Source organism: Rhizobium skierniewicense (assembly GCF_014196515.1).
In the GTDB taxonomy this organism is placed as follows: Bacteria; Pseudomonadota; Alphaproteobacteria; order Rhizobiales; family Rhizobiaceae; genus Agrobacterium; species Agrobacterium skierniewicense.
Genome location: NZ_JACIDV010000015.1, coordinates 68,922 through 92,001 on the forward strand (window position 1 = coordinate 68,922; position 23,080 = coordinate 92,001).

Sequence of the window (23,080 nt, forward strand, 5' to 3'; positions counted from 1 at the left end):
GAAACGGCGACCGTCGATATGACGCTGTCTTCCATACGCCAGAAGAAAATCGGCTCTTTGTCCGGGCACTTATGGGAACAGACGCAGCTTTTTGCCGCCTCCCGCCACGGCCGGTTGATCAATCTTTGCAACAGCGGTCCCGTGCTGCATGGCAAAAGCCTGACAGTTATTCATGATGCGATGATATTTCGCACACCGGAGAATTTTTCCCGCTCTTACCGCGCGGTGCACAGCATTTTGGGAAAAAGTCTTGCTCGTCGCGGGCGCATTGCAACGGTATCGGCGTTTTCACGGCGCGAGTTAAATGAGACAATTGGAGCGGAAAACGTTGCGATCATTCCCAATAGCTGTGAACACCTGGCCGCCATCGCGCCCGATCAGACGGTGGTGGCGCGACTGGGGCTGACGCCGTGCAAATATGTCTTGTTTGTCGGTTCACCGACACCCAACAAGAACCTTGTCCGCGCGATAGAGGCGATGGCAACCCTTGGCAATGCTGCCCCACGCTTCGTCATCGTCGGCGCCGCGGCGTCCGCTGTTTTTCATAATCCTTCACAAGGTCCGGTGCCAGTCAAAGGTGAAGGGGTCGTTTTCACGGGTCGTCTTTCCGATGAAGAGATCGTCGCACTCTACAGCAACGCCGCCGCATTGCTGTTCCCCAGCCTTTATGAAGGTTTTGGGATTCCACCTTTAGAAGCAATGCTTCTCGGCTGCCCGGTTCTGTCATCGAATATCGAGCCGGCGCGCGAGGTGTGTGGCGACGCAGCGTTTTATTTCAATCCAGAAAACCTACAGGAGATCGCGCATTCCGTATCTCATCTGGCCGCAAATGCTGGACTGCGAAGTGCAATGATTGCGAGCGGCCACGCGCGTGCCAGAGAATTCTCGTGGGATAAAAGTGCGCAATGCCTGATTCACGCAGTCTCAGGACTTTGATGCTATGTTCACATGTCATGATGCAATATGCCACGAGCAGCGTTTCGGCTCCGCCGAATATGGTTGCTTAGTGGAGAAACGGCGAAGCCGATGAAGATCTGTATCGTTGCTCAAACATTCGCACCCCAGGAGGAGGGGGGCGCGGAGATTGTGGCCCGCGTTTGCGCCGCGGAACTTTCGCGTCATCACGACGTCATCATCCTGTCTCTGGGGCTGGAAGGCGACGAGATCGCGCCACCCGGTGAAACGGTGAATGACGATGGTATCCGCGTTCTGCGCGTCAACTGGCACAACAGTTACCTCCCCGGCCCACGCAAACCCGCTGTTGGCACACTGACCAAACTGGTCTGGCACATCCGCAGCGCGCTCGGTGCGACGTCGGCTAAAGATGTCAAGGAGTTGCTGGTGCGGGAGCAGATCGATCTTGTCTACGCCCACAATTCTGCACGGATGCAACCGGCTCTGTTTGAAGCTACGAATGCGCTCGGCATTCCGCTTTGCCTGCACTTGCACGATTACGCGCTGCTGTGTCCCAAATCGAGCATGTTTCGCGGGTCGGGCAATTGCGAAAAGCCGTGCATGCAGTGCCGCATCCTGACCGCCCGCATCACGTCCAGCGATGGCAGTGGTGTGACAGCCATTTCAGTGAGTGATGCCCTGCGGCAGCGGTTTTTGCAAAATAGTGTTTTGCCGAAAGCAGACTGGCATGTGCTGATCAATGCCAACCGCAGCGAGGCTTCTTTCGACGCGTCCCTGCTTGGTCGGAAAAGCGGAACCAGCGAGCACTTTACGTTCGGATATCTTGGCGCTCTGGCCGAGGAGAAGGGTATCGAGGACTTGATCCGGGCATTCGTCAGACTACCGCAGTCTGAAAAGGCAACACTTCTGATTGGTGGACGAGGGCGCGAAGATTACGTGCAGCATCTAAAGTCTTTAGCCGGCACATCTCCCATCCGCTTCTTGGGCTTTGTACCGCCGGAAGACGTTTACAAGATGGCAGATGTTATTGTCGTGCCGTCGCGTTGGCATGAACCGCAAAGCCTGATCCTTATGGAAGCGGCCATTTATGGCGTGCCAGTTATCGGCACCGAGCGCGGCGGGACGCCTGAAATTTTGAGGGATTTGGGCACGGGTTGGTGTTACGATCCTGATGAGGATGGCAGTCTCATCAAGGTGATGGATCGCGCTTTGAACATCGGTCATAAACGTTGGTGGCAGGAGCGGAATATTCATTTCCCGGGTATTGCGGGTTTTAAGGGTACGTCCGAATCATCCGGTTATTATCGGAAGTTGAACGATATCCTGGTCGCCGCTGCCGTGAAAGAGTAGGCAAAAAAGCAGACATCTGCACCAAATTTGCCTGATACTTCTCATGGTCGACATGTAATCTCAAGTAATGCTTAAGTGATGATAAGCTAATTGATATGCTGTGGGAGTGTCGGTCAACAGGGGAGAGACAGATGAATGCCGGGTTTGATATGCACAGCCTTCACGAAAAACACGTGCAAATCGCTGCTGACTACCCAGTCACGTTTTCTGACACGGTCGGCCTCTTTCGGCCCGCCGATGCTTTCACTCTGTTGGAGAGCGCGCAGTCGGGTTCTCTGGTGACGACAAATACAGCCGTTCTGTTCGTTGGTTCGTGGGGCTTTGAGGAATTATGCGCCCGCAAATTCTGGCAACGACTGGCCGTGGATCTATCCCGGCGGGGCATGGCGAGCATGCGATTCGATTATCCCGGTACGGGTGACGCGCTGGATCACCCGGACTATGCCAGTGGGCTTGACGTCTGGCTCGACACGATTGCTGCTGCTGCTCAAAAGCTCAAGGAGTTGTCTTGCGCCAAGCATCTCATTTTTATCGGACACGGTATCGGCGGCGCGCTGGCGTGGCAGGCAGCGGAAGACATTCCGGATATTCGAGGACTTGCACTTGCGGCACCGGCTCTATCGGGGCGCCACTGGCTCCGCGAATTCGTCGCCTTGAGCAAGATTGCCAATCAGGGGGCGCACCACTCACGTCATTCGGCATCCGGTCCTGCCATGGGTGAGCAGGTCATTCCTGAAAATGTGGCCAAGGGGCTGCGAGACGTGAATATTTCGGCGACGACGAAATCCCCCGCGCCCAATATTTTATTGCTCAAGCAGAAAAATCGACATGCGGATCTGGATTTTGCCGAACACATTCGCACACTGGGCGTGGAGGCTCGATCCGCCGATTTCGAAGGATATGATCAGTTTATCCGTGACGTTCTGTTTTCCGTGCCGCCAGTGGCCGCGATCGAAACGCTGGCCGAGTGGGCGAAAGATGTAGCGGCGCAGGACACGAACGATCACGGTAGGGCGGAAAACGTGCCGGTTCCAACGCCCGTGGCCCTGAAAGGCAGGGGCTTTACGGAGACACCCGTTCGCTTCGGTAAAGATGATCGCCTATATGGCGTGTTGGCAGAGCCTATCGGCCCACGCAAGGGCGCGACAGTTCTGGTCTTGCCCACGGGCTATGAGAGGGCGTCCGGCTGGGGACGCATCAGCGCCCAACTTTGCCGGGAGCTTGCGCGATCCGGTATTGCCAGCTTGCGGTTCGATATGGCCAATATTGCCGATAGCCCCATGGTTCCCACCCGCCCGGAACAGATCATTTACAGCGAGGGCCAACTGGAAGATGTGGCGGCGGCGACAGATTTTCTGGAGCAACGCCATCTTTTCCCGGTTGTGGTAACGGGTCGATGCAGTGGTGGATGGGCCGCGTTCCAAAGCGGTGTACGTGACCCGAGGCTCAGCGGCGTGGTTGCTGTCAATGTTTTTGATTTCTACATTCCGCCACACGCTGATGTGGAGGCGTTGCTGATCTCGTCTCGTCAGCCCTTGGCGAGCTATGGGGCAAAACTGGTAAGCGGCGGCTTCTGGCTGAAGGTTTTCAGCGGAAAAGTTCGCATCAGGAACGGTGTGACCAATCTGTGGGCGATGATCGTCGGCAAGGCGATCTCATTTACAACGCCGTTGATGGTGCGCTTTCCATTCCTGTCTCCGCGCTTTCAGGCCATATCCAGGGATTTTCGGGCGATCGCCGCAAACAACACGCAAATGACCGTCGTCTTTACTGAAGGCGATATCGGCGCGGCGATGCTGGAGACGAACTTTGGTCCGTGCGGACGTATGCTCAGTTGCCGCTATGGAAATCCCCGCATCGCCTTCATTGCCGATTCAGACCATAACCTGACCACCGCAGAAGCGCGCCATGCGTGGGCACGGGAAGTGGAAATGATCGCGTTCCGGTTTCCACCCGCCAGTTAGGACCTTTCGCTCTCAGCGATCCGAACGTGTCAAGGGAAAATCAGCAGTTGCCAGCACGGACTGATGCGAGATTGACAATATCTGCACGGCTCATGTTCATCTCCATCTCGTTTTGCAAGGCAGACCGAAGAGCTTGTTTTGCGACATCGATATACCAGCTTGCTGAAGCCGCGCCGAGCGTTTCAGCGGCGCCCTCGGCAAAGGTCAGCATGTTGATAAGGGTGAGGAACTCTTCCTGGCGTTCATTGATTTGGGCGTCGGTCATCATACACTCATCGTTGTCGGTTTCGACGACATCTATAGCGCAATGCCGCCTTTTGCGCGTTGCAATACCGTTGCACACGTCATGCTTGAAGTTTTAATCCAAATCTCAATTAGGTGAAAAGCTTAAAACGACGAGAGGTAACATTTTTACGTTACTCCGAAAGTTTCTGTAGGGTCGGCACGGCTTCGCGACAAACTCCGGCACGTTTGATGCCCTCTCTATCCATTAGCTCTCGGCATTCTTCCTGATTGGCAATGACAGTCAACAAGACTCAAAATAGATGTTTTGGTTGTCTCACGGCATATTGCACGGAATGGATGATTTTCGTCAAGGTGCTCCGCGCATTCCACGGCAAATCGCGGATAATTCGCCGATGTAGGCCTATCCCCTATCCGATCAAGCGCCAGCATATTGGCAGTCGTTCTCCAGCCCCGACATTGCGCCAAGGTCGTCTTTGAGCTGGACATGAAAAGACTGAGGAAACAGAGCTTCTATGAAGCCACCAAAAAGCACATATGTCTTCGATGATGGATCAGCGAAATAGTCTGTCTTGGCTAACGCCCGCATAGAGCCCTGTTGCCGACGGTAACGGGGAACCCTCTTTCCTAGTGGGGTAAGGACGCGGACGTCTCTGTCGTCTTTTTCCCATCGGCCGTGTTGCTGTTGCCGAGCGACTGGACAAGTTCCAGAACGCGGCGGCGAACGCGGTCGTCTTCTATCGTGCAAAACGCCCGTGCCAGCGCTATGCCTTCCTTGGAATTCATGAACTGCGAGAGCTGGCTGGGCTCTGCCAATGGCTTATCGTCCGCGGAGCCGGGGCTTCCCTCAAAGAAATAGGAGATGTGCACATCCAGCAATTCGGAAATATGCTGCAGCCGGCTGGCACCGACCCGGTTTGTGCCTTTCTCATATTTTTGAACTTGCTGGAATGTAATTCCAAGTCCATCGCCCAGTTTTTCCTGACTTAACCCGAGCATGACGCGGCGCAGGCGAATACGGGAACCGACGTGGATGTCGATATCATTGGGGGATTTTTTCATGGTATGCGTAACTCCGAAGCCTGAGGCTGTGTACAGGATTGCCGAAACTTGAGTGAGCGCAAAGGGTCGGCAACATTGGGCCCATGCGGTGTATTCTAAAAACGATCGTGCTACCCGGGACGAAAACGACGGCTTAAATTGGATCAGGTTTTTCTTGGGCTGGAAGATGACGGCTTCAGATCAGGCCGGGCAAGCCCCAGATTTTGGGTCTTGCCAATCAGCGCAGTTTCGTCGTTGGCAAAGGCTTCAATCTCGTCATCAATGCGCCGTAAGGCAAAAGCATGACGAGACCGACGATTATCTTCACCGTAAGATCTCCCAGGGCCCACGAAACCCAACGGGGTGCTTCGCTGGCGAAGATGCCAAGGATCGGTGCCTGCTCGATGGCGAAGGTGTCGTTGGGGCCGACAAACGAGAAGGTTGCGGCAAAGGCGATGGAGAAGAAGAGTGCGGTGTCGAGGACCGATCCCAGCAGAGAGCCTGCTAACGGCGCTCGCCACCAGCTTTGCTGGCGAAGCCGGTTAAAGACCGAGATGTCAAGAAGCTGGCCGATCAGATAGGCCGTGCCGGATGCGACCGCAATGCGTGGAATCGATGTCCAGAACGACAGGCACACGCCGACGACGAAACCCGCCAGGACCACCCGCCGCGCGGTGGCTGGACCAAACTGACGGTTGGTCAGGTCGGTGATGAGGAACGCAACGGGATAGGTAAAAGCGCCCCATGTGAGAAGGTCGCCGAGATTGATGCCGAGGAACGTGCCCGATAACGGGTACTGGACCAGGATGTTCGATGCCACGACGACTGTGGTCATGAGCAGGATATAGACAAGCATAAAGCGCTGATAGGGCATTTTTTTATCCTGGGTGATGCCACCAGTTGGAGCGAAATGAAAACAAACAAAAGGCTTGAGCGGCAGTAGCCATTCAAGCCTTTTGAAAGTTCGTGGTGTTAACGCCGCGTATTAGGCAGCTGCAACAGCCGTTTCAACAGTCTTCTTGGCAATCTGGCGACGCAGCAAACGGGCGCGCATCGAAAGGTCGCTTTCGCTGGACTTGAGAAGGAACAGGTCGAGGCCGCCACGATGTTCGACAGAACGCAGAGCGGCTGCAGAAACGCGCAGACGGAAGCGCTGGCCGAGAGAATCAGAGATCAACGTAACCTGGCAGAGGTTCGGAAGGAACCGGCGCTTTGTTCTGTTGTTGGCGTGGCTGACGTTGTTGCCCGTCTGGACGCCCTTGCCGGTCAATTCGCATACACGGGACATGGGTACACCTATTTGTTATCGTCTGTTTTACCACTGGTTCGCTATCCGGCAAAACCCGGTCAGCAATCCAACTGGCAATGATTGGAAAGTTGCGGTTCTATAGTCAGGCAGAGATGATCAGTCAACCCGCCCACGCTTTTTTGTGAGCAAATTCGCTGGATTTCCACGTCGCTCCGCTATTTTATTGCCATAACTGCGCGTATATCATCGTGGTGTGAGGCGGCCTTTCCTGCCTGTCGAGGTGTTACCCGAATGAATGTCACAGTACAAAGGTTTTTCACGGCAACCGTCGTGACACTTGCAAGCATCTCTCCCGGTCTGGCCGCAGAAACACGGCATGACAGCGAATACAGCATAAATCTGGGTATTCTGCCCATCGCCAGGGCGAACTTCTCGACCCGTATGACGGGCGCAACCTATTCCATTTCCGGTTCCTTCAGCTCTGCCGGCGTTGCCAGCGTGCTGAAAGATATCTCTGGAAAGACCAACGTGTCGGGCGCCAAGCGCGGCAACCGTATGCAGGCCGACGAATATTCGCTGGTCTATAAGGATGGTAAGCGGACCCGCACCTACGATGTCCAATATCGCAACGGAAACGTCACATCGACGACGGTGAAGCCTGAGCCTAAACCGCGACCCGACAGTTGGGTCGATGTCAAGGATCGGGATTTACGTTCGGTTCTTGATCCGATCTCCGGTCTGCTTTTTCCTGTCGGGGGTCGTATATGCCCCAGCCGCCTGCCGATTTACGACGGTGAGTCTCGGCTGGATCTGGTCTTGAGCTCCGGGGGCACGAAGCCTTTCACCACGGACGGTTTCACTGGTGATGCGATTGTCTGCAATGCCCGCTATGTGCCGAAGTCAGGTTTTCGCAAGGGCCGCAAGGACATCGAATATCTGAAGTCGATTTCCATGGAGATTTGGTTTGCCAAGGCCAACAACATGGATGTCTATGCACCTGTCTACGCACGTATACCGACTAGGGTCGGGCAGGTTTACATCACCGCGACCAAATACGGCGGCTAATTCAGCCCGGCGACCAGCCGGGCTCAGCCATCACGAAGCTGTCGAAGACGAAACCGGGGGCGACGGTGCAGCCGACAAGCGTAAACTCGCCCAGGCTTTCTGCCGCCTGCCAGCAATTGGCGGGAACGATGGCTTGCGGTCTCTCGCCACCAAGGAGAGCTGGTCCGAGCCTGACCGTCTCGACTGATTTCCCATCGTGGCACAAATGAAGAGACAGCGGCGCACCAGCGTAATAATGCCAGACCTCGGCCGCATCGATCACACGGTGCCAGTGGGAGCGTTGCCCCTTTTCCAGCAAATAATAGATCGCCGTCGAATGTCCACGCTGCCCGTCCGATGCATCGCGAAAGGTTTGCCGATAAAACCCGCCTTCCGGGTGTGGTTCGAGTTTCAGTTCACGAATGATCGCCTGCGCCGATAGGTCTTGGGGCATCAGAAATTATCCTTACGTGTTCGGATGTCTGCAAACACTTCGGCATCCGTGGCGCCTGTAAGGCCGAGATGCGTGCGGATGGCAGGATCGGCGACGCGCATGTAGGGGTTGGTTTGTTTTTCAAGTCCGATGGTCGTTGGAATGGTGAACTCGCCGCTGTTTCTCTTGGTTTCGACCTCACGGGCGCGCTGGTGAAGTGCAGCATTATCCGGGTCGATTGTCACAGCGAAACGAGCATTGGACAGCGTGTAGTCATGGCCGAAATAGACTCTGACGTCATCCGGCAGCGCCATCAGTTTCTGAAACGACTGCCACATATCGGCAGCAGGTCTCTCGAACAGGCGTCCACAGCCCATGGCAAACAATGTGTCTGCGGCAAACAGCAGAGCGTCGTCGGGCAGGTAGTAGCAGATATGTCCAGCCGTGTGCCCGGGCGTGCCGATGACATGGACCGGGCGGCCTGCAAAGTCGAACTCATCACCATCGGCGGCAGACTTGTCAAGACCCGGTATGGCGATGGCCTCATCATGTGGTCCATAAATCGTACAGCCGAATTTTTCCTTCAGCGACAGATTGGCTTCGACGTGGTCCTGATGATGATGTGTTGTGAAAATATGGCTGAGCGTCCATCCGCGCCGGTCGAGCGCATCGATGATGGGTGCCTCCTCGGGTGCGTCGATCGAAACGGTGGCGCCTGTTTCGCTATCATGCAGCAGAACACCGAAATTATCGCTGCGGCACGAAAAGACTTCTATTTCCAACGGCTTCATGGTGTGTCTTCCTTTTTCCGCGTTCAGATCATCCGGTTTGCAATGTAGGCTCTGGCGCCTTGAAGTCCAACCGTGGCCTGCTACATTCCCTTGATGAACACCGATATCGTCGATCTGCGCGAATTTTATCATTCTCCTCTCGGTCGCTCCGCCGAGCAGGCGATCACTATGGCGCTGTCGACGCTGTGGCCAAGCCTGCCGGATGAGCGGTTGGTGGGCATCGGCTACGCCGTTCCGTTTCTGGACCGCTTCCGCCATGACACGGAGAGAACATTCGCTTTTATGCCGGCAGGGCAGGGGGCGGTGAACTGGCCCGCCGGTGAACGGTCGTCGACGGCGCTTGTGTTTGACGAGGAGCTGCCGTTGCCGGATTCGTCCATAGACCGTATCCTGATGGTGCATTCGCTGGAGTTTGCGGAAAATCCGCGTGAGACACTGAAAGAATTGTGGCGCGTTCTGGCTCCCGGCGGGCGGCTCATTATCGTTGTACCGAACCGGCGTGGCGTATGGGCGCGGATGGAGCATACGCCTTTCGGCTCCGGTCGACCTTACTCGCGCGGGCAACTCACCGGACTGTTGCGGGAAACCAACTTTACGCCGGGAGCATCTGCTGAAGCCTTGTTTTTCCCCCCCTCAAAGGTGAGGTCCGTCCTGCGCTTCCGCCGGTTTTTGGAAACCACGGGACGAAAGCTTTGGCCGGTCTTTTCCGGGGTGATTGTGGTTGAGGCACAAAAGCGTCTCTATCAGGGGCTGCCTGTCACCCAAAGGGCGTCCCGCCGGGTGTTTGTGCCGGTGCTTGCACCACAGGGCATGCCAACGGCCAGAACCGGATCCGAACAGCGCAAGCCGCGCTGACACTCGACAAACCAGCCATTCCAGTCTAATGCCTGCGGCATTGTCTGGCCGGATTTTCCGGCGTTTTCCAAGGGTCGATGAAATGAGTGCAGAGCTTAACCAACCTGTCCCGCGTCCGGGTATTCTGGATATTGCCGCTTACGTTCCCGGTAAAGAGCATGTCGACGGCGTGGCCAAGGTCTATAAGCTTTCCTCCAACGAAACGCCGCTGGGTGCCAGTCCGAAGGCGATAGAGGCCTTCAAAGCCGTGGCTTCCAACCTGGAAATCTACCCGGATGGACAGGCAACTGCTTTGCGCCAGGCCATTGCCGACGTGCATGGGTTGAACATTTCCAATATCCTGTGCGGAAACGGCTCCGATGAACTGCTGGGTCTGTTGTGCCACGTTTATCTGGGGGCAGGCGATGAGGCGATCATCACGGAACACGGCTTTCTGGTTTACAAGATTCAGATCATGGGTGCCGGGGCAAGTGCCATCACGGTCAAGGAAAAAGATTGCGCCATCGACGTGGACGCAATCCTGGCCGCTGTGACGCCCAAGACCAAGATGGTTTTCATTGCCAATCCCGGCAATCCGACTGGCACCTATGTTCCGGTCTCCGAAGTGCGCCGCCTTCAGGCTGGCTTGCCGAAGCACGTTATTCTGGTGCTGGATGCGGCCTATGCCGAATATGTTCGCAAGAACGATTACGAGGCAGGGCTGGAGCTGGTTTCGGGCAATGCCAATGTCGTCATGACGCGCACCTTTTCCAAGGTCTACGGTCTTGCCGCGCTGCGCGTGGGCTGGATGTACGGTCCGGCCGCCATCGTCGATGCCTTGAACCGTGTGCGTGGTCCCTTCAACATGAACGCGCCCGCCATCGCAGCTGGTGCCGCGGCCATCCGCGATCAGGCTTTTATGCAGAAGGCGGTGTCCCACAATCTTGAATGGCTGGAAAAGCTGACACAGACATTCACCGACCTTGGCCTCGAGGTCACGCCGTCCGTTACCAATTTCATTCTCATTCATTTCCCTGATGTCGATGGGAAGCGTGCGGCCGACGCTGATGAATTTTTGACGCGACGTGGCTATATCCTTCGCGCTGTCCGCGGCTATGGTTTTGCCAATGCACTGCGCATGACGGTGGGTTCTGAAGAGGCAAATCTTGGCGTGATTGCTGCGCTTAAAGACTTCATGGGCAAAGCATGACTGATATTCTCTTCGAACGGATCGCCCTGATCGGTATCGGCCTGATCGGATCCTCCATCGCGCGCGATGTCAAGGAGCTGGGCCTTGCCCACGAGGTGGTGATTTCCACCCGCAGCGCTGAGACGCTGAAGCGTGCAGAAGAACTGGAGCTCGGGACCGCCTACACCACGTCTGCGGCGGACGCGGTCAAGAATGCCGATCTGGTGATCATATCGGTACCGGTCGGCGCATCAGGAAGCGTGGCCGAGCACATCGCGCCGTCTCTGAAACCGGGCGCTATCGTGACGGATGTAGGCTCCACCAAGGCATCCGTGATCGCTCAAATGGCGCCGCACATTCCGCAAAATGTCCATTTCATTCCCGGCCACCCGCTGGCAGGCACGGAAAAATCCGGGCCGGATGCCGGGTTTACGGGGTTGTTTCGTGACCGGTGGTGCATCTTCACACCGTTGCCTGGAACTAATGCTGAAGCGTTGGCTCAGCTAAGGTCTTTCTGGGAAAGGCTCGGCTCTCGGATCGATGAAATGGATGCGGAGCACCACGACAAGGTCTTGGCCATCGTTTCCCACCTGCCGCACATCATCGCCTACAATATCGTCGGCACGGCAGACGATCTGGGCACGGTGACAGAGTCTGAAGTCATTAAATACTCGGCCTCCGGTTTTCGTGATTTCACCCGTCTGGCGGCATCTGACCCGACGATGTGGCGGGACGTATGCTTGCATAACAAGGATGCGATCCTTGAAATGCTGGCGCGGTTTTCAGAGGACCTCGCCTATCTCCAGCGGGCCATTCGATGGGGTGAGGGCGACAAGCTGTTTGAGCTTTTCAGTCGCACCCGCGATATTCGCCGCTCGATCGTGCAAGCAGGGCAGGACGTGGACGCCGCCAACTTTGGCCGTCCGACGCCCGATGCCAAACCTTAGTTGTTTCAGATCGGCGGGATCTTTCCTAGGGGAATGAAACCGCTGACGGTCGCGCGGCCACGATCGACGACCAGATCGACCGATGCCCTATCGCCGCCGCCCGCCAGAGCGCGCAGCAGTTTGCGAGCGGTATCGATGGTGGACTGCAGTTGTGGGAAAGTCTGCTTGGCGTTGTCGGCCCATTCGCCCAGCTTTTCGATTTCCAGCTTGAACTGGCCAGAGAGATTGCCCTGATCGTCAAACGAGAACGGGCCTGTGATGCGCATGGTGCGGCCATCGCCAATGTCGAGCATCACGCGGCGCAACTCGCCACTGGCACCGTAGAGCCCGGTCCGGTCACTGCCGTCGATCATGCCTGCCTTGCCGGCGAGCGTCACATCGGCAATGGCATTCAAGCGCGGCAAAAGCTGTGGCCAATCCTTGATGACGGTGGATGTGTCCGTCAGCGTGATGGCACCATCAAGGTCCGCGCCGTTTTGGCGTAGATGAACTTCGGTCTTTGCCGCATCGAAATTGATGGTCTGGGCAGTAACGGACGACACTGCTGTTGCCTTCAGCCCGTCGATAACGAGTGAAGTGCGATCAACACCCTTCAATTTGGTGACGAGGCTGGACTGCATATTGGCCCATTGCGCCGAAATATTCAGCCCGTGCCCGGTCTGGATGGTGGCGGGAGAGTCCAGTTCCCATACGATATGACGAGGGGCATAAATCTGCGCTGCCGAACGCAACGCTCCGAAGGATGCAGTCATATTGTTGTTTGTATTCTTGACGTCGATCGTGGAGCAGAACAGGCCGATGCGGAATGGGTAGCCCCTGAAGGCGATGTCCTTGCACTCTCCGGTTATTCCTGCCGAGCCGCCAGGTGCAAGCGTGCGAATGACGGTTTCCTGAAGCCGCTGGGCGGCGTAAAACCAACCAGCGGAGTAGATGGCAACGAAAAATATGATCCCAAGACCGAGAAAAAGGTATTTTCTGCCTGTTCGGGATTGGCTTGACGCTGCCATGATGATCTCCAATGGTAAAACACAGGTGATTTGGTTTGGCTTGCGATATGGACGATTTTTGGGTCTTTGGCTATGGTTCGTTGATGTGGAATCCGGGCTTCCCGTTTCAGGAGCGTCAGCAGGCGCGCCTGAATGGCTACCGTCGCTCACTCTGCATTCGCTCTAATGTCTATCGTGGTACGGATGAAAACCCCGGCTTGGTGCTTGGGCTTGAGCGGGGCGGCTCTTGCCACGGTGTTGCCTTTCGGGTCGCCGATGCCGACCGCGATGCCGTCGTCGCTTACTTGCGTGAACGCGAACTGATCAGCAATGTCTATAAGGAACGTGTCATTGCGGTTGGCCTTGTGGACGGAAGGCGCCGACACGCCATGACCTATGTGGCCGATCCCCAACATCCGCAATATGTCGGCGGGCTTGGAGTGGAGGACGCTGCCCGTATCGTGCGGCATGCGTCGGGACGTTCGGGACCGAATGCCGATTACGTTTTCAACACGGTTCAGCACCTTCAGGACATGGGCATACGTGACGCCGTGCTCGAGCGGGTCGCAGCCGATGTCGAGGCTCAGTCTGTCGTCTGCCCCTGAAGCTCTGCCAGTCGCTTTTGCGCTGTCGCAGGCAATGGCAGATCTGGATTGTCGCGTGCGGTTTCCAAAAGCAGCTCGTCGCTCGCTTTTTCGGTCACTTCGATCAGCTGCTTGAAAAAAACATCGGGATCGAGACCAGGCTGGATCGGTGGCAGGATCCGCACCTTGAAATGGCCGGGATAACGCATTGTGGAGCGGCGTGGCCAGAAAAGGCCGGGATGCATGGCGACAGGCACGACAGGGACTTTCAGGTCCCGGTATAGACGTGCGATGCCATAACGATATTCCGGCTCCGCACCGGGTGGGCGGCGGGTGCCCTCGGGGTAGATAATCAGCTCTCGGCCCTTGGCCATTTCTTCCTTGGCGCGTTCCATGACCTTCAGCATGACCTTGCCGCGCGCAGCCCGGTTGACCGGGATCATCCGCTGCTTGGCGACGTACCAGCCGAAAAGCGGTATCCACATCAACTCACGCTTCAGGATATAGACGGGGTCCTTGAGATTGGGCAGCAGCGCATAGGTGTCCCAGAAAGATTGGTGCTTGGGTGCAAAGATACATCCGCTTTCCGGAATATGTTCGAGCCCTTCGATCTCGAATGTCGTACCAACGAGCTTTTCCATCAGCCAGTGATTGGACCGTGCCCAAGCCTTGGGAATCTCGAATGCGACTTTTCGTGGCACGATGAAATAGATCGGTGTCAGGATCAGCATCCGCACGATGAGATTGATATAAAACAGCGTGTTGAAGAGAATGGAACGCAGTCTGAGCATAAAAAGGCTTCCCCGGGCGCGCGCGGATCAACGAGAGAAGCATTCTTCCGTGTTGTCAGCAGCGCTGAACGCCTACACGAAAACGAGGTGTTTCAGCAAGACCCATCCGATGTCGGGCAGTTCGGGGTCAAGGTGTATCGCTGTTTCGCAGGCCGTTGCCCTTGCCAACGCCGGTGATATCACGTGCAGCGACGGCCACGAACTTGATATATTCGATGATCATGGTGCGCACCACGTCCGGGTTTACGAACCAGTTGGTGCGGGCAAGATCCGAATTGATCACGGGGTAGGCGATGAAATTCGTATCGGGGCTTGTGTCACGCAGCTCGTGAAGCGAGCGGTGCATGTGGTAATTATTGGTAACGATAACAACCGAGGTGTAGCCGCGATCCTTGATCCATTTCGACGCCTCGTTGGCGTTGCCGATCGTGTCGACTGCCTGATAACCCATATCCACGCAACAGGCAAAAAGATCGGACGAACTTTGCGTCATCTTTCTGATTTGTGCCCGGCTCGTGGCAGGGTTGACCCCTGAAATCAGCAACCGCTTCCCCACGCCATCCCGAAGCAGGCCGACCGCTTGGTCAATGCGCAGATATCCCCCGGTGAGAACAATGATGGCGTCGGCCTTGGTGCCCGACGGTGGGCGCATGGACGCCACCGAATCGGCAAACCACAGAAACCCGCCGAAGACAGCGCCGACGATAACGACGAAGAGAAGGATGGTTATCCGCACGAAACGACGCAAACGGCCGCGCCGCGAAAGCCATCCATTTCGCGTCGTTGTGGTCGATTCGTCATCGGGGTCTATGCGACTCATTGCCATGAGTTATCCATAAGCTTGCATGAAGACAAGGAACAGGCATTCGTGGCGACTTGGTGGCGTGCGCCTGGTCGTCTTATACACCTTCACTTTTCGACGGGTCGGAACGGACGCGGTCGATATCGTCAATGGTCCGAATAACTGTCAGACGCGCCGTGAGTGTGGTGAGCAGCGCAATCACCATCATGGTTGCGAAAATGCCGATATAGCCATCCATGCCAACGGAAAAGGAACCGAACAAGGCGCTCGCCTGATCGCTCTGAGGCGTTGCGAGGGAGCGGGACTGCCAAAAACCGGCAGCGAGGAAGACCGCCGCTGCCAAGGCACTCCCAGCCCCAGAACCCTTCAGGCTGATTTTCAAGAAGTGTTTTTGAAACTCCCGGGCAACGAAGCTACTCTCAGCGCCGACGAAATGCAAAACCTCGACAATGTGCCGGTTTCCCGAAAGTGCGCCACGGGTGGCAAAAACCACCGTCAAAACCATGGCGCTGAACACCAGGATCAGCACGCCGAGCCCGATCATCACAGTCGTGTGGGCCATCGATACGAGACGATCGACCCAGGTGCGGTGATCGTCGAGAAACGCCTGAGGTATCTCCGTTTTGAGGATCGCGCGCATGGCCTCGAAATCCGGCGGATTGGTTTCATCGATCGTGATGATGACGAGACGTGGAACGGGAAGCTCCGACAGATCGAGACCCGCGCCCAGCCAAGGCTCCAGAAGGCGAGCGGTGGCCGCCTCGTCCATGACTGTTCCCTCTCGGGTACCGACGAAGCCCAGAGCCAGATTGCGGGCTTTGGTCAGGGCCGCATCCATGTCCAACCCTTCCTCGGGCTTGATCTGAATGGTGATTTCTCTTGAAATTTGGCTCTGCCAACTGGTCGCCGTGGTGCGTACCATGCTGACGGCGCCGAGCGTAAGACAAGCCAGAAACGCCATGATCGCGATGACGACGATCAGCGCATTGCCCTGAATGTTGGAGGGCGGCAGGATGGGTGCCATCGGCCGGATGCGCATCTGCGGCAGTTTCGGCGCTGGTTTTTGCGCGGGCTTGAGTGGCTTGCGCTTTATCTCATCCATAGACGTCGAGCCGCCCTTCGGTCAGGATCATGCGGCGCGCATCGACCTGATCCATCAAACCGAAATCATGGGTGGCGATGACGACCGCGGTGCCGAGCCTGTTCAATTCCATGAAGAGGTTGAGCAGGCGCTTTGCCATTGGCGGATCAACGTTACCGGTCGGCTCATCGGCGAGGAGTATTTCGGGCTGGTCCATCAGCGCGCGGGCAATCGCGGCACGCTGTTTTTCACCGCCGGACAGAATAGGCGGCAAGACGTTGATACGCTCGCCCAGTCCGACCCATTTCAACAGCTCGATCACATCATTGCGATAGGCACTTTCCTCCTTGCCGCGCACGCGCAACGGCAGCGCGACATTCTCGTAAGTGGTGAGGTGGTCCAAAAGACGGAAGTCCTGAAAGACGATGCCGACGCGGCGGCGCAGCAGAGGGAGTTCGCTACGGGGTATGCGCGACACATCGCGGCTGAACATGCGTATGTGTCCCCGTGTCGGCTGCAGCGACATCAGCAGCAGGCGTAAAAGGGTGGTTTTGCCCGCGCCAGACGGGCCTGTCAGAAACTGGAACGATCCTTTGGGAATATTGAAGGTCATGTCCCTTAAGATTTCAGGGCCCATGCCGTATCTTAACCCGACATTTTCGAAATGGATCAACGAACTTCCAGTCTTTTGCTTTCGTGGTGTGCGATTCGCATCAATATCACAGCTTTTTATATCCAACCTACGGCGTGTGGGTGGCTTGAGGAATGATCTTTGCGAAGCATTAACCAATTAAATTTACGACTGGTCAGGCTTTCATTCAATGCCCAGTTTTATGGGGCCGAAAACCTGACCGAGGGAACTTCATGGCTATGTTCCGTTCATCTCGCCGGCAAGCGGCATTCGATTTGGACCTTTTGATGCCGGAGCCGCCGCCGCGCCAAAGAGCGCGCCCACGTTCCAACACGGACATCTTAGATGCCGAGTTTGTCACGATAAAGGAAACGCCTGCACGAGACTACGGAAATGACAACCGTCGCGCTGCTTCCCACGGGAGTGTGCCGCCCTCATTTACAGCGCTGGATGCTTTGCGTTTCACGATCGAACGGATCGACAGAAAATTATCAGGTCTCTCCGTCGATGGCTACTCTGCCATCGTCGCCGCTGCTGTGGTGGGAGTTTTCTTTCTGTCCGGCGGTTTTGCGATGATCCTTCACAAAAATGAAGCCGTTGCGGCTGTCGTCGAGCCACTTGATATCAGCCACATCACCATCACCCCACAGGATGCAGGGGGTATGGAGGTGCTTGTCATAAACGGGATCGTTGAAAACAAAAGCGGCACGGTACAGGACATACCGGCGATCCGCGCCGATCTTTTCGTGGCCAAGGGTGAGAAGGTCGCAAGCATGCTGATCGAACCGCCGGTACTTGAAATCAAAGCAGGCGCCAGTCAGGGCTTTACGGCAAAGCTGCGCCACCCCGGTGGAAAAACACCCAAAATTACGCTTTCTTTCGCACAAACGGGTGCTTCCGAGCGTTGATTATGCTACCCGACGCCCTTCTTACTATTTCGGCTGTCCGTATCCCAATGATACTGCGCACCGGATAAGCGCAGGAGAAGACATGCCCGTCGTCCGTGGAAAAAATATCGAGCCGCTTTACACTGCCGAGCAGATTGCGGAGCGTAACCGTGATATGGCCAAGCTTATCGCAACGGGCCCCACCAATGATCTATTGGTGATCGCTGTTCTCAAGGGCTCTTTCATTTTCGCGGCCGACCTGATCCGAGCCTTGCATGATAGCGGTTTGGCACCCGAAGTCGAGTTCATCACGCTTTCGAGCTACGGTACGGGCATGGTTTCGCAGGGTGTGCGTATCGTCAAAGACATCGACAGCGATGTGAAAGATCGCGATGTTCTGTTGATCGATGATATTCTCGAATCCGGCCGCACTTTGCTCTTTGCCAAGGAACTGCTTTATGAGCGCGGGGCGCGCAATGTCTCGATTGCCGTGCTGCTGGACAAGAAAGTCAAGCGAAAGGAAAAGCTCGAGGCTGACTATGTCGGCTTCGAATGCCCCGATTATTTCGTTGTCGGATACGGAATGGATGTGGCCTACGCCTTCCGCGAACTGCCATTCGTCGGCGTCGTTACCGGTGATGCCGAGTAAGATAAACTGCTCCGTTTTGCAACGCTTGGTGGCCGACACCAGCATGGATTGTTAACCATGCCATTCAGATGGCCACTTTCATTTACCTCTTGCAAAGGGAAATGACCGAGTTTGAGCTCGCTGGAATGAATACCAGGAGCGATGGAAAATGGCAAAAATACTGATTACTGAAGACGAGGATGCATTGCGGTCTTTCGTGGCCCGCGCGCTGCGTCTGGACGGACACGAGACATTTGAAGCCGCTGATGGTGAACAAGGCTTCGAAAAATTGAGCGAAGGCAAGTTCGACCTTCTGCTATCCGATATCCGCATGCCGGTCATGGATGGCATTGAGTTGGCGCACCGCGCCGCATCACAATTCCCAAATCTGAAAATCCTTTTGATGACGGGTTATGCCGAGCAGCGCGAACGCGCAGATGACCTGATGGAGAAAATCATCGACGTCATTCCGAAGCCCTTCGCGCTCCCTGATATTCGCAAGGCAGTTGCACGCGCCCTGGCAGCCGTTCCGGCTTAAATCTCACAAATAGAACGACATAAGGGCGGTTCAACCGCCCTTATCGGTGCGAATGACATCACTGGATGTCCAAGAGGCGTTCCAGGTATCGGCGCTCGACTTCACCTGGCGGGTTATTGCCCAGCTTCTCGCGAATGGCCTCCAGAATCTCACGGGCCCGTTGGACATCAATTTCATCGGGAACGCGGACCTGGTTATCACCGAAGTCCGGCCCGTTGCTTTCACGCGGACGACCGAGCGGATCCCGCCCGTTCTGGCCGCCTTGACCCATCATTCCTTCCTGTCCCTGGCCGGGTTGCTGACCCTGTTGACGCATCGCCTGCATCATCTGGCCCATCATGTCCTGAGCGCCTTGGCGTAAGGCGTTCAGCGCATTACCCTGTCCCTCGACGGCCTGCTCGCCCTGGCTGTCGCCCAGAGCCTGACCCGCGCCCTTCATGTCTTGCTCAGCCTTGCCAAAGTTCTGGCCTGGCTCCATGCCAAGGTCGCGCAGACCCTTTTGCAACTCGCCCAGTTGCTTTCCAAGTCCATCCTGCTGCTGACGCAGGTTTTTCAACGCCTCGCGAAGCTGTTCGGCGGTCATCTGATCTGTCGGGTTTTGGCCCTGTTGCTGTTGGCCCTGCTGATTGGGTGGCTGCTGGCCGTTTTCACCCATTTGCGGATCGGCGCCCTGTTCATCCTGAGGCTGATCGCCGCGTTGAATGCGGTCGCGAAGGGCTTGGTCCAGCTTGAAGGTTTCATCCATCAGCTTTTGCTGTTGCTGCATGATCTCGCCCAGCTTGTCGATCTGCTGACGTAACTGGCTGTTTTGCTGCTGCTGTTGGCCCTGTTGTCCGCGTTGCGGACGGCCAGCCTGGAGGTTGTTCATCATGCGCTGCATCTGGGAGAGCATTTCCTGTGCCGCGTCACGGTTCCCGGAGCGCGCCAGATTTTCGATCTGGTTCATCATATTTTCCAGATCACGCTGGCGCAGCACATTTTGTGCCTGCTGGTTCATGTTGGCCTGCGGCGCATTTTGCATGCGCTGCGCAAGTTCACTCATGAACTCCTTCATCGCTTCGCGAAGCTCCTGCATCAGCTTGGCGATTTCCTCATCGCCTGCTTTGCGATCAATAGCCTCCGATAGCGCCTTCTGTGCGTCACGAAGCCTTTGTTCGGCCTGCGAGAGATCACCGTCTTCGATACCAAGTGCGACTTCCCACAGATAATCCGACGTGTTTTTCAACATCTCTTCGTTGCGGGCGAGCTTCATGCGCGTCTGCGCCGATTGCAGCAGAAGATAATGGGTGGTGTTGGGAATGGTTTCGTCAGGTCGCATGCCAACGGCTTCATTGAAAGCGATGGCTTTCGGCATCTGGCGCGTGTCGAGCGAAAAGATTTGTCGCTGTTCAACAATCGAGGCGGCGAGTGGCTCTGAAAAGTTCCGGCCCGGCAGAATCATCTCCTGCGTAGGGCTACGGCCGGTCTGACCCATACCATCGGTTGCCACAAGTGTGATCCGAACCTTTTTTCCAGCCATCGGATGTTCTGTCAGATTGCGGCTGGTGACGCCTTTCATCTCACGTGGATTTTGTCGTGGCAGGTCCAGTTTGAATTCCGGCGGTGGATAAAGCGGTTTGGCGTCCGCCGCGAGGCCGACCGGCTCGATCACCGCATGGGCTTCGCGAACGCCATAGTCGTCCTTGGCTGTAAAACCGATTTCCAATGCCCCGTTCACGGCGCGGCGCGGCATGTTGTCGAAAGCGATGGTCGGGGCTTTATCCTGGATGACGTTGAACTGCCATTGCTGGCCATTGGCCTCCACCGTGCCGCTTTCCGATATATCCATGGCGAACGTGCGCGGCGCACGCCGTGCATCGACCGCTTCCTGTTGCGTCGCGGCAACGGTCTGCGTCCCGGTCTTCTCGTCACCTTCCGGTGCGAGCGTCTTCATCTCTCCGCCAATGTCAGGCTCAAAGGTTACGGTCTCGTCGCCCTCTCCGCCGGTCATTCGAATGGTCAGTTTGGAGGCTTGCGGCATGGAAATCGCGTTCGTCGCGGTCGCATTCGTACCAGTCAGGAAAATGGGTGCGCGGCCAGTATAGGAGGGTGGGGTCACCCATGCATCGAGCCGAATATCGGGGTTGGCCGGTCCACTTTCGGGGCGATTGCGAAACGCATCGGTGATGTCGCCAGCACCATTGGAAAATGAAAAGCCGAAAGCGGCAACCAGGATCAGGGCGGGAATGGCACGCAGCGCCATCGTGTCATGGCGCGCAATGTCTGGCTGTGGAAGTCCTGCGTCCAGGGCCGCTATACGTTGCGCCATTCGCAACTGGTGTTCTTTCCAAAGCGCACGCGCAAACGGAGTTTCGAAGGCCGGCTCGTCGTCCTGCACGCCAACCGGTTGGTGAGGCAAGCCATTGCGCGCCTCCAGCAGGCGCGAGGCCTCTTCTTTCGTCGGCCATTTCAGGCGCGCAATCGGCAGAATCGAGGTGATGAATGCAAAGATGACAACAAAGACGACGACCCAGCGCACCATGTCCGGCATGTGCCGATAAAGGCCGAACCAGCCGAGGGCTATGAACAGCGCGGCGATGGAGAGTGGAACGAGGGTCTTGGGCACCAGACGTTCCGCCACGATGACCAGTTTTGCGAAAAGCCGTTTCGACGCAACGCGGCGTGCAAGGTCAGGCCGGCTTTCAAAACCGCCTTTTCCGCTCTGTTTCGATGTGGTCATCAATCCGTTCTCCCGGTTCTGGCCACCCGATTTCACCACGTTTCAAATGGCAAAACAAATCCGTGCAACGATAGTGAAGATAACACTCTTTATGGCGAAGACGAGGGGAAGGGAGCGCTAACTCCTGTTTTTCGGGTTCATTCGCTCAATTGTGATCACGCAAGCCAAGCTGGCACAGAATCGAGTGCGATCAATTCCTCGTATGTGCTGCGTGGGCGGATGACATGAAATTCTGTGCCCTTTACCAGCACTTCAGGGACCAGAAGCCTTGAATTGTATGTTCCGGCCTGCACCGCACCATAGGCACCTGCGGAACTGACGGCAATCAAGTCGCCGGGTTCAGGTGCTGCCATCTCGCGGTCTAGCGCCAGATAATCGCCTGTTTCGCAGACGGGTCCGACGATATCTGCCTTGATCCGAGGCGCATCTGGCACAGGCTGAACGACGGGCCGGATGCCGTGATAGGCTTCATAAAGGGTTGGGCGAATGAGGTCATTCATCGCACCATCGACGATCACGAATGTCTTTTCACCGCCGTCCTTCACATAGATGACCTCCGTCACCAGAATGCCCGCATTGCCGACGATCAGACGACCAGGCTCGGTAATGATCTTGCAGTCCAGACTCTTGAGTTCGTTCTTGACGATATAGGCATAGGCATCCGGTAGCGGGGGCGGATTGTTGTCTTCGCGGTAGGGAATGCCCAAACCGCCGCCGATATCAACGTGGCTGATCGTATGGCCATCGCCGCGAAGCGATTCCACTAGCGTACGCAGCAGGCGGAATGCAGATTCGAATGGCTGCAATTCGGTGATCTGGCTGCCGATATGCATGTCGATGCCGCTGACGACGATGCCCGGTAAGGTGGCCGCATGGGCATAGACGGCGCGCGCGCGCTCATAGGGAATGCCGAACTTGTTTTCTTTTTTGCCCGTCGAAATCTTGGCATGGGTCCCCGCGTCGACGTCGGGATTGATGCGAAAGGAGACATGCGCCTTTCTGCCAGCCTTGAGGGCCCGCAAGTTCAGGACTTCCAGCTCGGGTTCGGATTCGATGTTGAAGCAATAGATGCCCGCCTCAAGCGCCAGATCGATTTCCGCGACGGTCTTCCCAACGCCAGAAAACATGATGCGGTTGGCCGGAATGCCGGCTGCCAGTGCGCGGCGCAGTTCACCACCCGACACGACATCGACACCAGCGCCGAGCTTTGCCAGGGTTTTCAAGACGGCCTGATTGGAATTTGCCTTCATTGCATAGCAAACCATCGCATCGACATCGGCAAAAGCCTCGGAAAACACCTTGTAGTGCCGTTCCAGCGTCGCCGTGGAATAGACATAGAATGGCGTACCGACGACCTTGGCGATTTCAGGCACGGGGACGTTTTCGGCGTGAAGCACGCCGTCGATGTAGTGAAAATGGTTCACGTCGCTGGA

24 protein-coding genes are annotated in these 23,080 nt (G+C 56.4%); 11 read left to right on the forward strand and 13 right to left on the reverse strand.

The window, feature by feature from the left end; translation table 11 throughout:
- Nucleotides 1-18: 18 nt before the first annotated feature.
- From GGQ73_RS19975 to GGQ73_RS19985, 3 genes are all read left to right on the forward strand, one after another.
- The gene (locus GGQ73_RS19975; RefSeq protein WP_183897586.1) at nt 19-936 is read left to right on the forward strand and encodes a glycosyltransferase family 4 protein; all 918 of its coding nucleotides are present in this window, start codon (nt 19-21) and stop codon (nt 934-936) included.
- Between the two features lie 90 nt (nt 937-1,026).
- Nucleotides 1,027-2,265 (forward strand): glycosyltransferase, encoded by a 1,239-nt coding sequence (locus GGQ73_RS19980; protein ID WP_183897587.1) that lies wholly within the window; start codon nt 1,027-1,029, stop codon nt 2,263-2,265.
- 131 nt (nt 2,266-2,396) lie between these two features.
- Nucleotides 2,397-4,229, forward strand: a complete 1,833-nt coding sequence (locus GGQ73_RS19985) for an alpha/beta fold hydrolase (protein WP_183897588.1) — start codon at nt 2,397-2,399, stop codon at nt 4,227-4,229.
- Nucleotides 4,230-4,269: 40 nt separating this feature from the next.
- On the opposite strand, the gene GGQ73_RS19990 is transcribed toward GGQ73_RS19985, so the two are convergent.
- From GGQ73_RS19990 to rpmB, 4 genes are all read right to left on the reverse strand, one after another.
- Nucleotides 4,270-4,494 carry a hypothetical protein gene (locus GGQ73_RS19990; RefSeq protein ID WP_183897589.1) on the reverse strand — a complete coding sequence of 75 codons (225 nt, stop codon included), beginning with the start codon at nt 4,492-4,494 and terminating at the stop codon, nt 4,270-4,272.
- Between the two features lie 605 nt (nt 4,495-5,099).
- Nucleotides 5,100-5,534 (reverse strand): helix-turn-helix domain-containing protein, encoded by a 435-nt coding sequence (locus GGQ73_RS19995; protein ID WP_174155644.1) that lies wholly within the window; start codon nt 5,532-5,534, stop codon nt 5,100-5,102.
- Between the two features lie 217 nt (nt 5,535-5,751).
- Nucleotides 5,752-6,387, reverse strand: a complete 636-nt coding sequence (locus tag GGQ73_RS20000) for a queuosine precursor transporter (protein WP_183897590.1) — start codon at nt 6,385-6,387, stop codon at nt 5,752-5,754.
- A 111-nt stretch (nt 6,388-6,498) separates the two neighbouring features.
- On the reverse strand, nt 6,499-6,801 hold the full coding sequence (rpmB, locus tag GGQ73_RS20005) for a 50S ribosomal protein L28 (RefSeq protein WP_042616811.1): 303 nt from the start codon (nt 6,799-6,801) through the stop codon (nt 6,499-6,501).
- Nucleotides 6,802-7,053: 252 nt separating this feature from the next.
- Between rpmB and GGQ73_RS20010 the strand changes: the two genes are divergently transcribed.
- Nucleotides 7,054-7,827 (forward strand): DUF3108 domain-containing protein, encoded by a 774-nt coding sequence (locus tag GGQ73_RS20010; protein ID WP_183897591.1) that lies wholly within the window; start codon nt 7,054-7,056, stop codon nt 7,825-7,827.
- A gap of 1 nt (nt 7,828) precedes the next feature.
- On the opposite strand, the gene GGQ73_RS20015 is transcribed toward GGQ73_RS20010, so the two are convergent.
- Together GGQ73_RS20015 and gloB are read right to left on the reverse strand one after the other, a co-directional pair.
- Nucleotides 7,829-8,260, reverse strand: a complete 432-nt coding sequence (locus GGQ73_RS20015; protein ID WP_183897592.1) for a cupin domain-containing protein — start codon at nt 8,258-8,260, stop codon at nt 7,829-7,831.
- Nucleotides 8,260-9,030, reverse strand: a complete 771-nt coding sequence (gene gloB, locus GGQ73_RS20020) for a hydroxyacylglutathione hydrolase (protein WP_183897593.1) — start codon at nt 9,028-9,030, stop codon at nt 8,260-8,262. Before gloB ends, GGQ73_RS20015 begins: the two co-directional genes overlap by 1 nt.
- A gap of 93 nt (nt 9,031-9,123) precedes the next feature.
- Here gloB and GGQ73_RS20025 point away from each other — a divergent pair, with 93 nt between their 5' ends.
- The 3 genes from GGQ73_RS20025 (at nt 9,124) to GGQ73_RS20035 (ending at nt 12,000) form a co-directional block, all read left to right on the forward strand.
- Entirely contained in the window at nt 9,124-9,885 is a 762-nt protein-coding gene (locus GGQ73_RS20025) for a class I SAM-dependent methyltransferase (protein WP_174155702.1), read from the forward strand.
- 82 nt (nt 9,886-9,967) lie between these two features.
- A complete protein-coding gene (gene hisC / locus GGQ73_RS20030) occupies nt 9,968-11,074 on the forward strand; it encodes a histidinol-phosphate transaminase (protein ID WP_183897594.1) in 1,107 nt (368 codons plus the stop codon).
- On the forward strand, nt 11,071-12,000 hold the full coding sequence (locus tag GGQ73_RS20035) for a prephenate/arogenate dehydrogenase family protein (RefSeq protein ID WP_183897595.1): 930 nt from the start codon (nt 11,071-11,073) through the stop codon (nt 11,998-12,000). The genes hisC and GGQ73_RS20035 overlap by 4 nt, the downstream gene beginning before the upstream one ends.
- A 5-nt stretch (nt 12,001-12,005) precedes the next feature.
- Here the strand turns inward: GGQ73_RS20035 and GGQ73_RS20040 are convergent, their stop codons facing one another.
- A complete protein-coding gene (locus tag GGQ73_RS20040) occupies nt 12,006-13,007 on the reverse strand; it encodes a DUF2125 domain-containing protein (protein WP_183897596.1) in 1,002 nt (333 codons plus the stop codon).
- A 47-nt stretch (nt 13,008-13,054) separates the two neighbouring features.
- Between GGQ73_RS20040 and GGQ73_RS20045 the strand changes: the two genes are divergently transcribed.
- Nucleotides 13,055-13,591, forward strand: a complete 537-nt coding sequence (locus GGQ73_RS20045) for a gamma-glutamylcyclotransferase (protein ID WP_183897597.1) — start codon at nt 13,055-13,057, stop codon at nt 13,589-13,591.
- Here the strand turns inward: GGQ73_RS20045 and GGQ73_RS20050 are convergent.
- The 4 genes from GGQ73_RS20050 to ftsE form a co-directional block, all read right to left on the reverse strand.
- Nucleotides 13,570-14,361: a lysophospholipid acyltransferase family protein gene (locus GGQ73_RS20050; RefSeq protein WP_183897598.1), complete on the reverse strand. Its 792-nt coding sequence runs from the start codon at nt 14,359-14,361 to the stop codon at nt 13,570-13,572. The genes GGQ73_RS20045 and GGQ73_RS20050 overlap by 22 nt on opposite strands.
- Before the next feature lie 127 nt (nt 14,362-14,488).
- Entirely contained in the window at nt 14,489-15,187 is a 699-nt protein-coding gene (locus tag GGQ73_RS20055) for a YdcF family protein (protein ID WP_183897599.1), read from the reverse strand.
- A gap of 73 nt (nt 15,188-15,260) precedes the next feature.
- Nucleotides 15,261-16,265 carry a cell division protein FtsX gene (locus tag GGQ73_RS20060; protein WP_183897600.1) on the reverse strand — a complete coding sequence of 335 codons (1,005 nt, stop codon included), beginning with the start codon at nt 16,263-16,265 and terminating at the stop codon, nt 15,261-15,263.
- Nucleotides 16,258-16,917 (reverse strand): cell division ATP-binding protein FtsE, encoded by a 660-nt coding sequence (ftsE, locus tag GGQ73_RS20065; RefSeq protein ID WP_174155632.1) that lies wholly within the window; start codon nt 16,915-16,917, stop codon nt 16,258-16,260. The genes GGQ73_RS20060 and ftsE overlap by 8 nt, the downstream gene beginning before the upstream one ends.
- Before the next feature lie 197 nt (nt 16,918-17,114).
- On the opposite strand from ftsE, the gene GGQ73_RS20070 reads away from it, so the two are divergent.
- The 3 genes from GGQ73_RS20070 to GGQ73_RS20080 all read left to right on the forward strand — a co-directional run bounded on the left by GGQ73_RS20070 (nt 17,115) and on the right by GGQ73_RS20080 (nt 18,928).
- Entirely contained in the window at nt 17,115-17,783 is a 669-nt protein-coding gene (locus GGQ73_RS20070) for a hypothetical protein (protein ID WP_174155701.1), read from the forward strand.
- An 82-nt stretch (nt 17,784-17,865) separates the two neighbouring features.
- A complete protein-coding gene (gene hpt / locus GGQ73_RS20075; RefSeq protein ID WP_174155631.1) occupies nt 17,866-18,411 on the forward strand; it encodes a hypoxanthine phosphoribosyltransferase in 546 nt (181 codons plus the stop codon).
- A 148-nt stretch (nt 18,412-18,559) separates the two neighbouring features.
- Nucleotides 18,560-18,928: a response regulator gene (locus tag GGQ73_RS20080; RefSeq protein WP_113493065.1), complete on the forward strand. Its 369-nt coding sequence runs from the start codon at nt 18,560-18,562 to the stop codon at nt 18,926-18,928.
- Nucleotides 18,929-18,986: 58 nt separating this feature from the next.
- On the opposite strand, the gene GGQ73_RS20085 is transcribed toward GGQ73_RS20080, so the two are convergent.
- Complete coding sequence (locus GGQ73_RS20085; protein WP_183897601.1) at nt 18,987-21,647, reverse strand: TIGR02302 family protein; 2,661 nt, start codon at nt 21,645-21,647, stop codon at nt 18,987-18,989.
- Between the two features lie 155 nt (nt 21,648-21,802).
- On the reverse strand, nt 21,803-23,071 hold the full coding sequence (lysA, locus tag GGQ73_RS20090; RefSeq protein WP_183897602.1) for a diaminopimelate decarboxylase: 1,269 nt from the start codon (nt 23,069-23,071) through the stop codon (nt 21,803-21,805).
- Nucleotides 23,072-23,080 lie beyond the last annotated feature (9 nt).

Coding starts and splice junctions, on each gene's coding strand:
- GGQ73_RS19975 (WP_183897586.1), top strand. CDS start 19: ATGACGCTGTCTTCCATACGCCAGAAGAAAATCGGCTCTTTGTCCGGG.
- GGQ73_RS20050 (WP_183897598.1), bottom strand. CDS start 14,361: ATGCTCAGACTGCGTTCCATTCTCTTCAACACGCTGTTTTATATCAAT.
- GGQ73_RS20045 (WP_183897597.1), top strand. CDS start 13,055: ATGGACGATTTTTGGGTCTTTGGCTATGGTTCGTTGATGTGGAATCCG.
- GGQ73_RS20060 (WP_183897600.1), bottom strand. CDS start 16,265: ATGGATGAGATAAAGCGCAAGCCACTCAAGCCCGCGCAAAAACCAGCG.
- GGQ73_RS20080 (WP_113493065.1), top strand. CDS start 18,560: ATGGCAAAAATACTGATTACTGAAGACGAGGATGCATTGCGGTCTTTC.
- GGQ73_RS20010 (WP_183897591.1), top strand. CDS start 7,054: ATGAATGTCACAGTACAAAGGTTTTTCACGGCAACCGTCGTGACACTT.
- GGQ73_RS20000 (WP_183897590.1), bottom strand. CDS start 6,387: ATGCCCTATCAGCGCTTTATGCTTGTCTATATCCTGCTCATGACCACA.
- GGQ73_RS20040 (WP_183897596.1), bottom strand. CDS start 13,007: ATGGCAGCGTCAAGCCAATCCCGAACAGGCAGAAAATACCTTTTTCTC.
- GGQ73_RS19980 (WP_183897587.1), top strand. CDS start 1,027: ATGAAGATCTGTATCGTTGCTCAAACATTCGCACCCCAGGAGGAGGGG.
- GGQ73_RS20070 (WP_174155701.1), top strand. CDS start 17,115: ATGTTCCGTTCATCTCGCCGGCAAGCGGCATTCGATTTGGACCTTTTG.
- rpmB (WP_042616811.1), bottom strand. CDS start 6,801: ATGTCCCGTGTATGCGAATTGACCGGCAAGGGCGTCCAGACGGGCAAC.
- GGQ73_RS20035 (WP_183897595.1), top strand. CDS start 11,071: ATGACTGATATTCTCTTCGAACGGATCGCCCTGATCGGTATCGGCCTG.
- GGQ73_RS19990 (WP_183897589.1), bottom strand. CDS start 4,494: ATGACCGACGCCCAAATCAATGAACGCCAGGAAGAGTTCCTCACCCTT.
- GGQ73_RS20025 (WP_174155702.1), top strand. CDS start 9,124: ATGAACACCGATATCGTCGATCTGCGCGAATTTTATCATTCTCCTCTC.
- GGQ73_RS19995 (WP_174155644.1), bottom strand. CDS start 5,534: ATGAAAAAATCCCCCAATGATATCGACATCCACGTCGGTTCCCGTATT.
- GGQ73_RS19985 (WP_183897588.1), top strand. CDS start 2,397: ATGAATGCCGGGTTTGATATGCACAGCCTTCACGAAAAACACGTGCAA.
- hisC (WP_183897594.1), top strand. CDS start 9,968: ATGAGTGCAGAGCTTAACCAACCTGTCCCGCGTCCGGGTATTCTGGAT.
- GGQ73_RS20055 (WP_183897599.1), bottom strand. CDS start 15,187: ATGGCAATGAGTCGCATAGACCCCGATGACGAATCGACCACAACGACG.
- GGQ73_RS20085 (WP_183897601.1), bottom strand. CDS start 21,647: ATGACCACATCGAAACAGAGCGGAAAAGGCGGTTTTGAAAGCCGGCCT.
- GGQ73_RS20015 (WP_183897592.1), bottom strand. CDS start 8,260: ATGCCCCAAGACCTATCGGCGCAGGCGATCATTCGTGAACTGAAACTC.
- gloB (WP_183897593.1), bottom strand. CDS start 9,030: ATGAAGCCGTTGGAAATAGAAGTCTTTTCGTGCCGCAGCGATAATTTC.
- hpt (WP_174155631.1), top strand. CDS start 17,866: ATGCCCGTCGTCCGTGGAAAAAATATCGAGCCGCTTTACACTGCCGAG.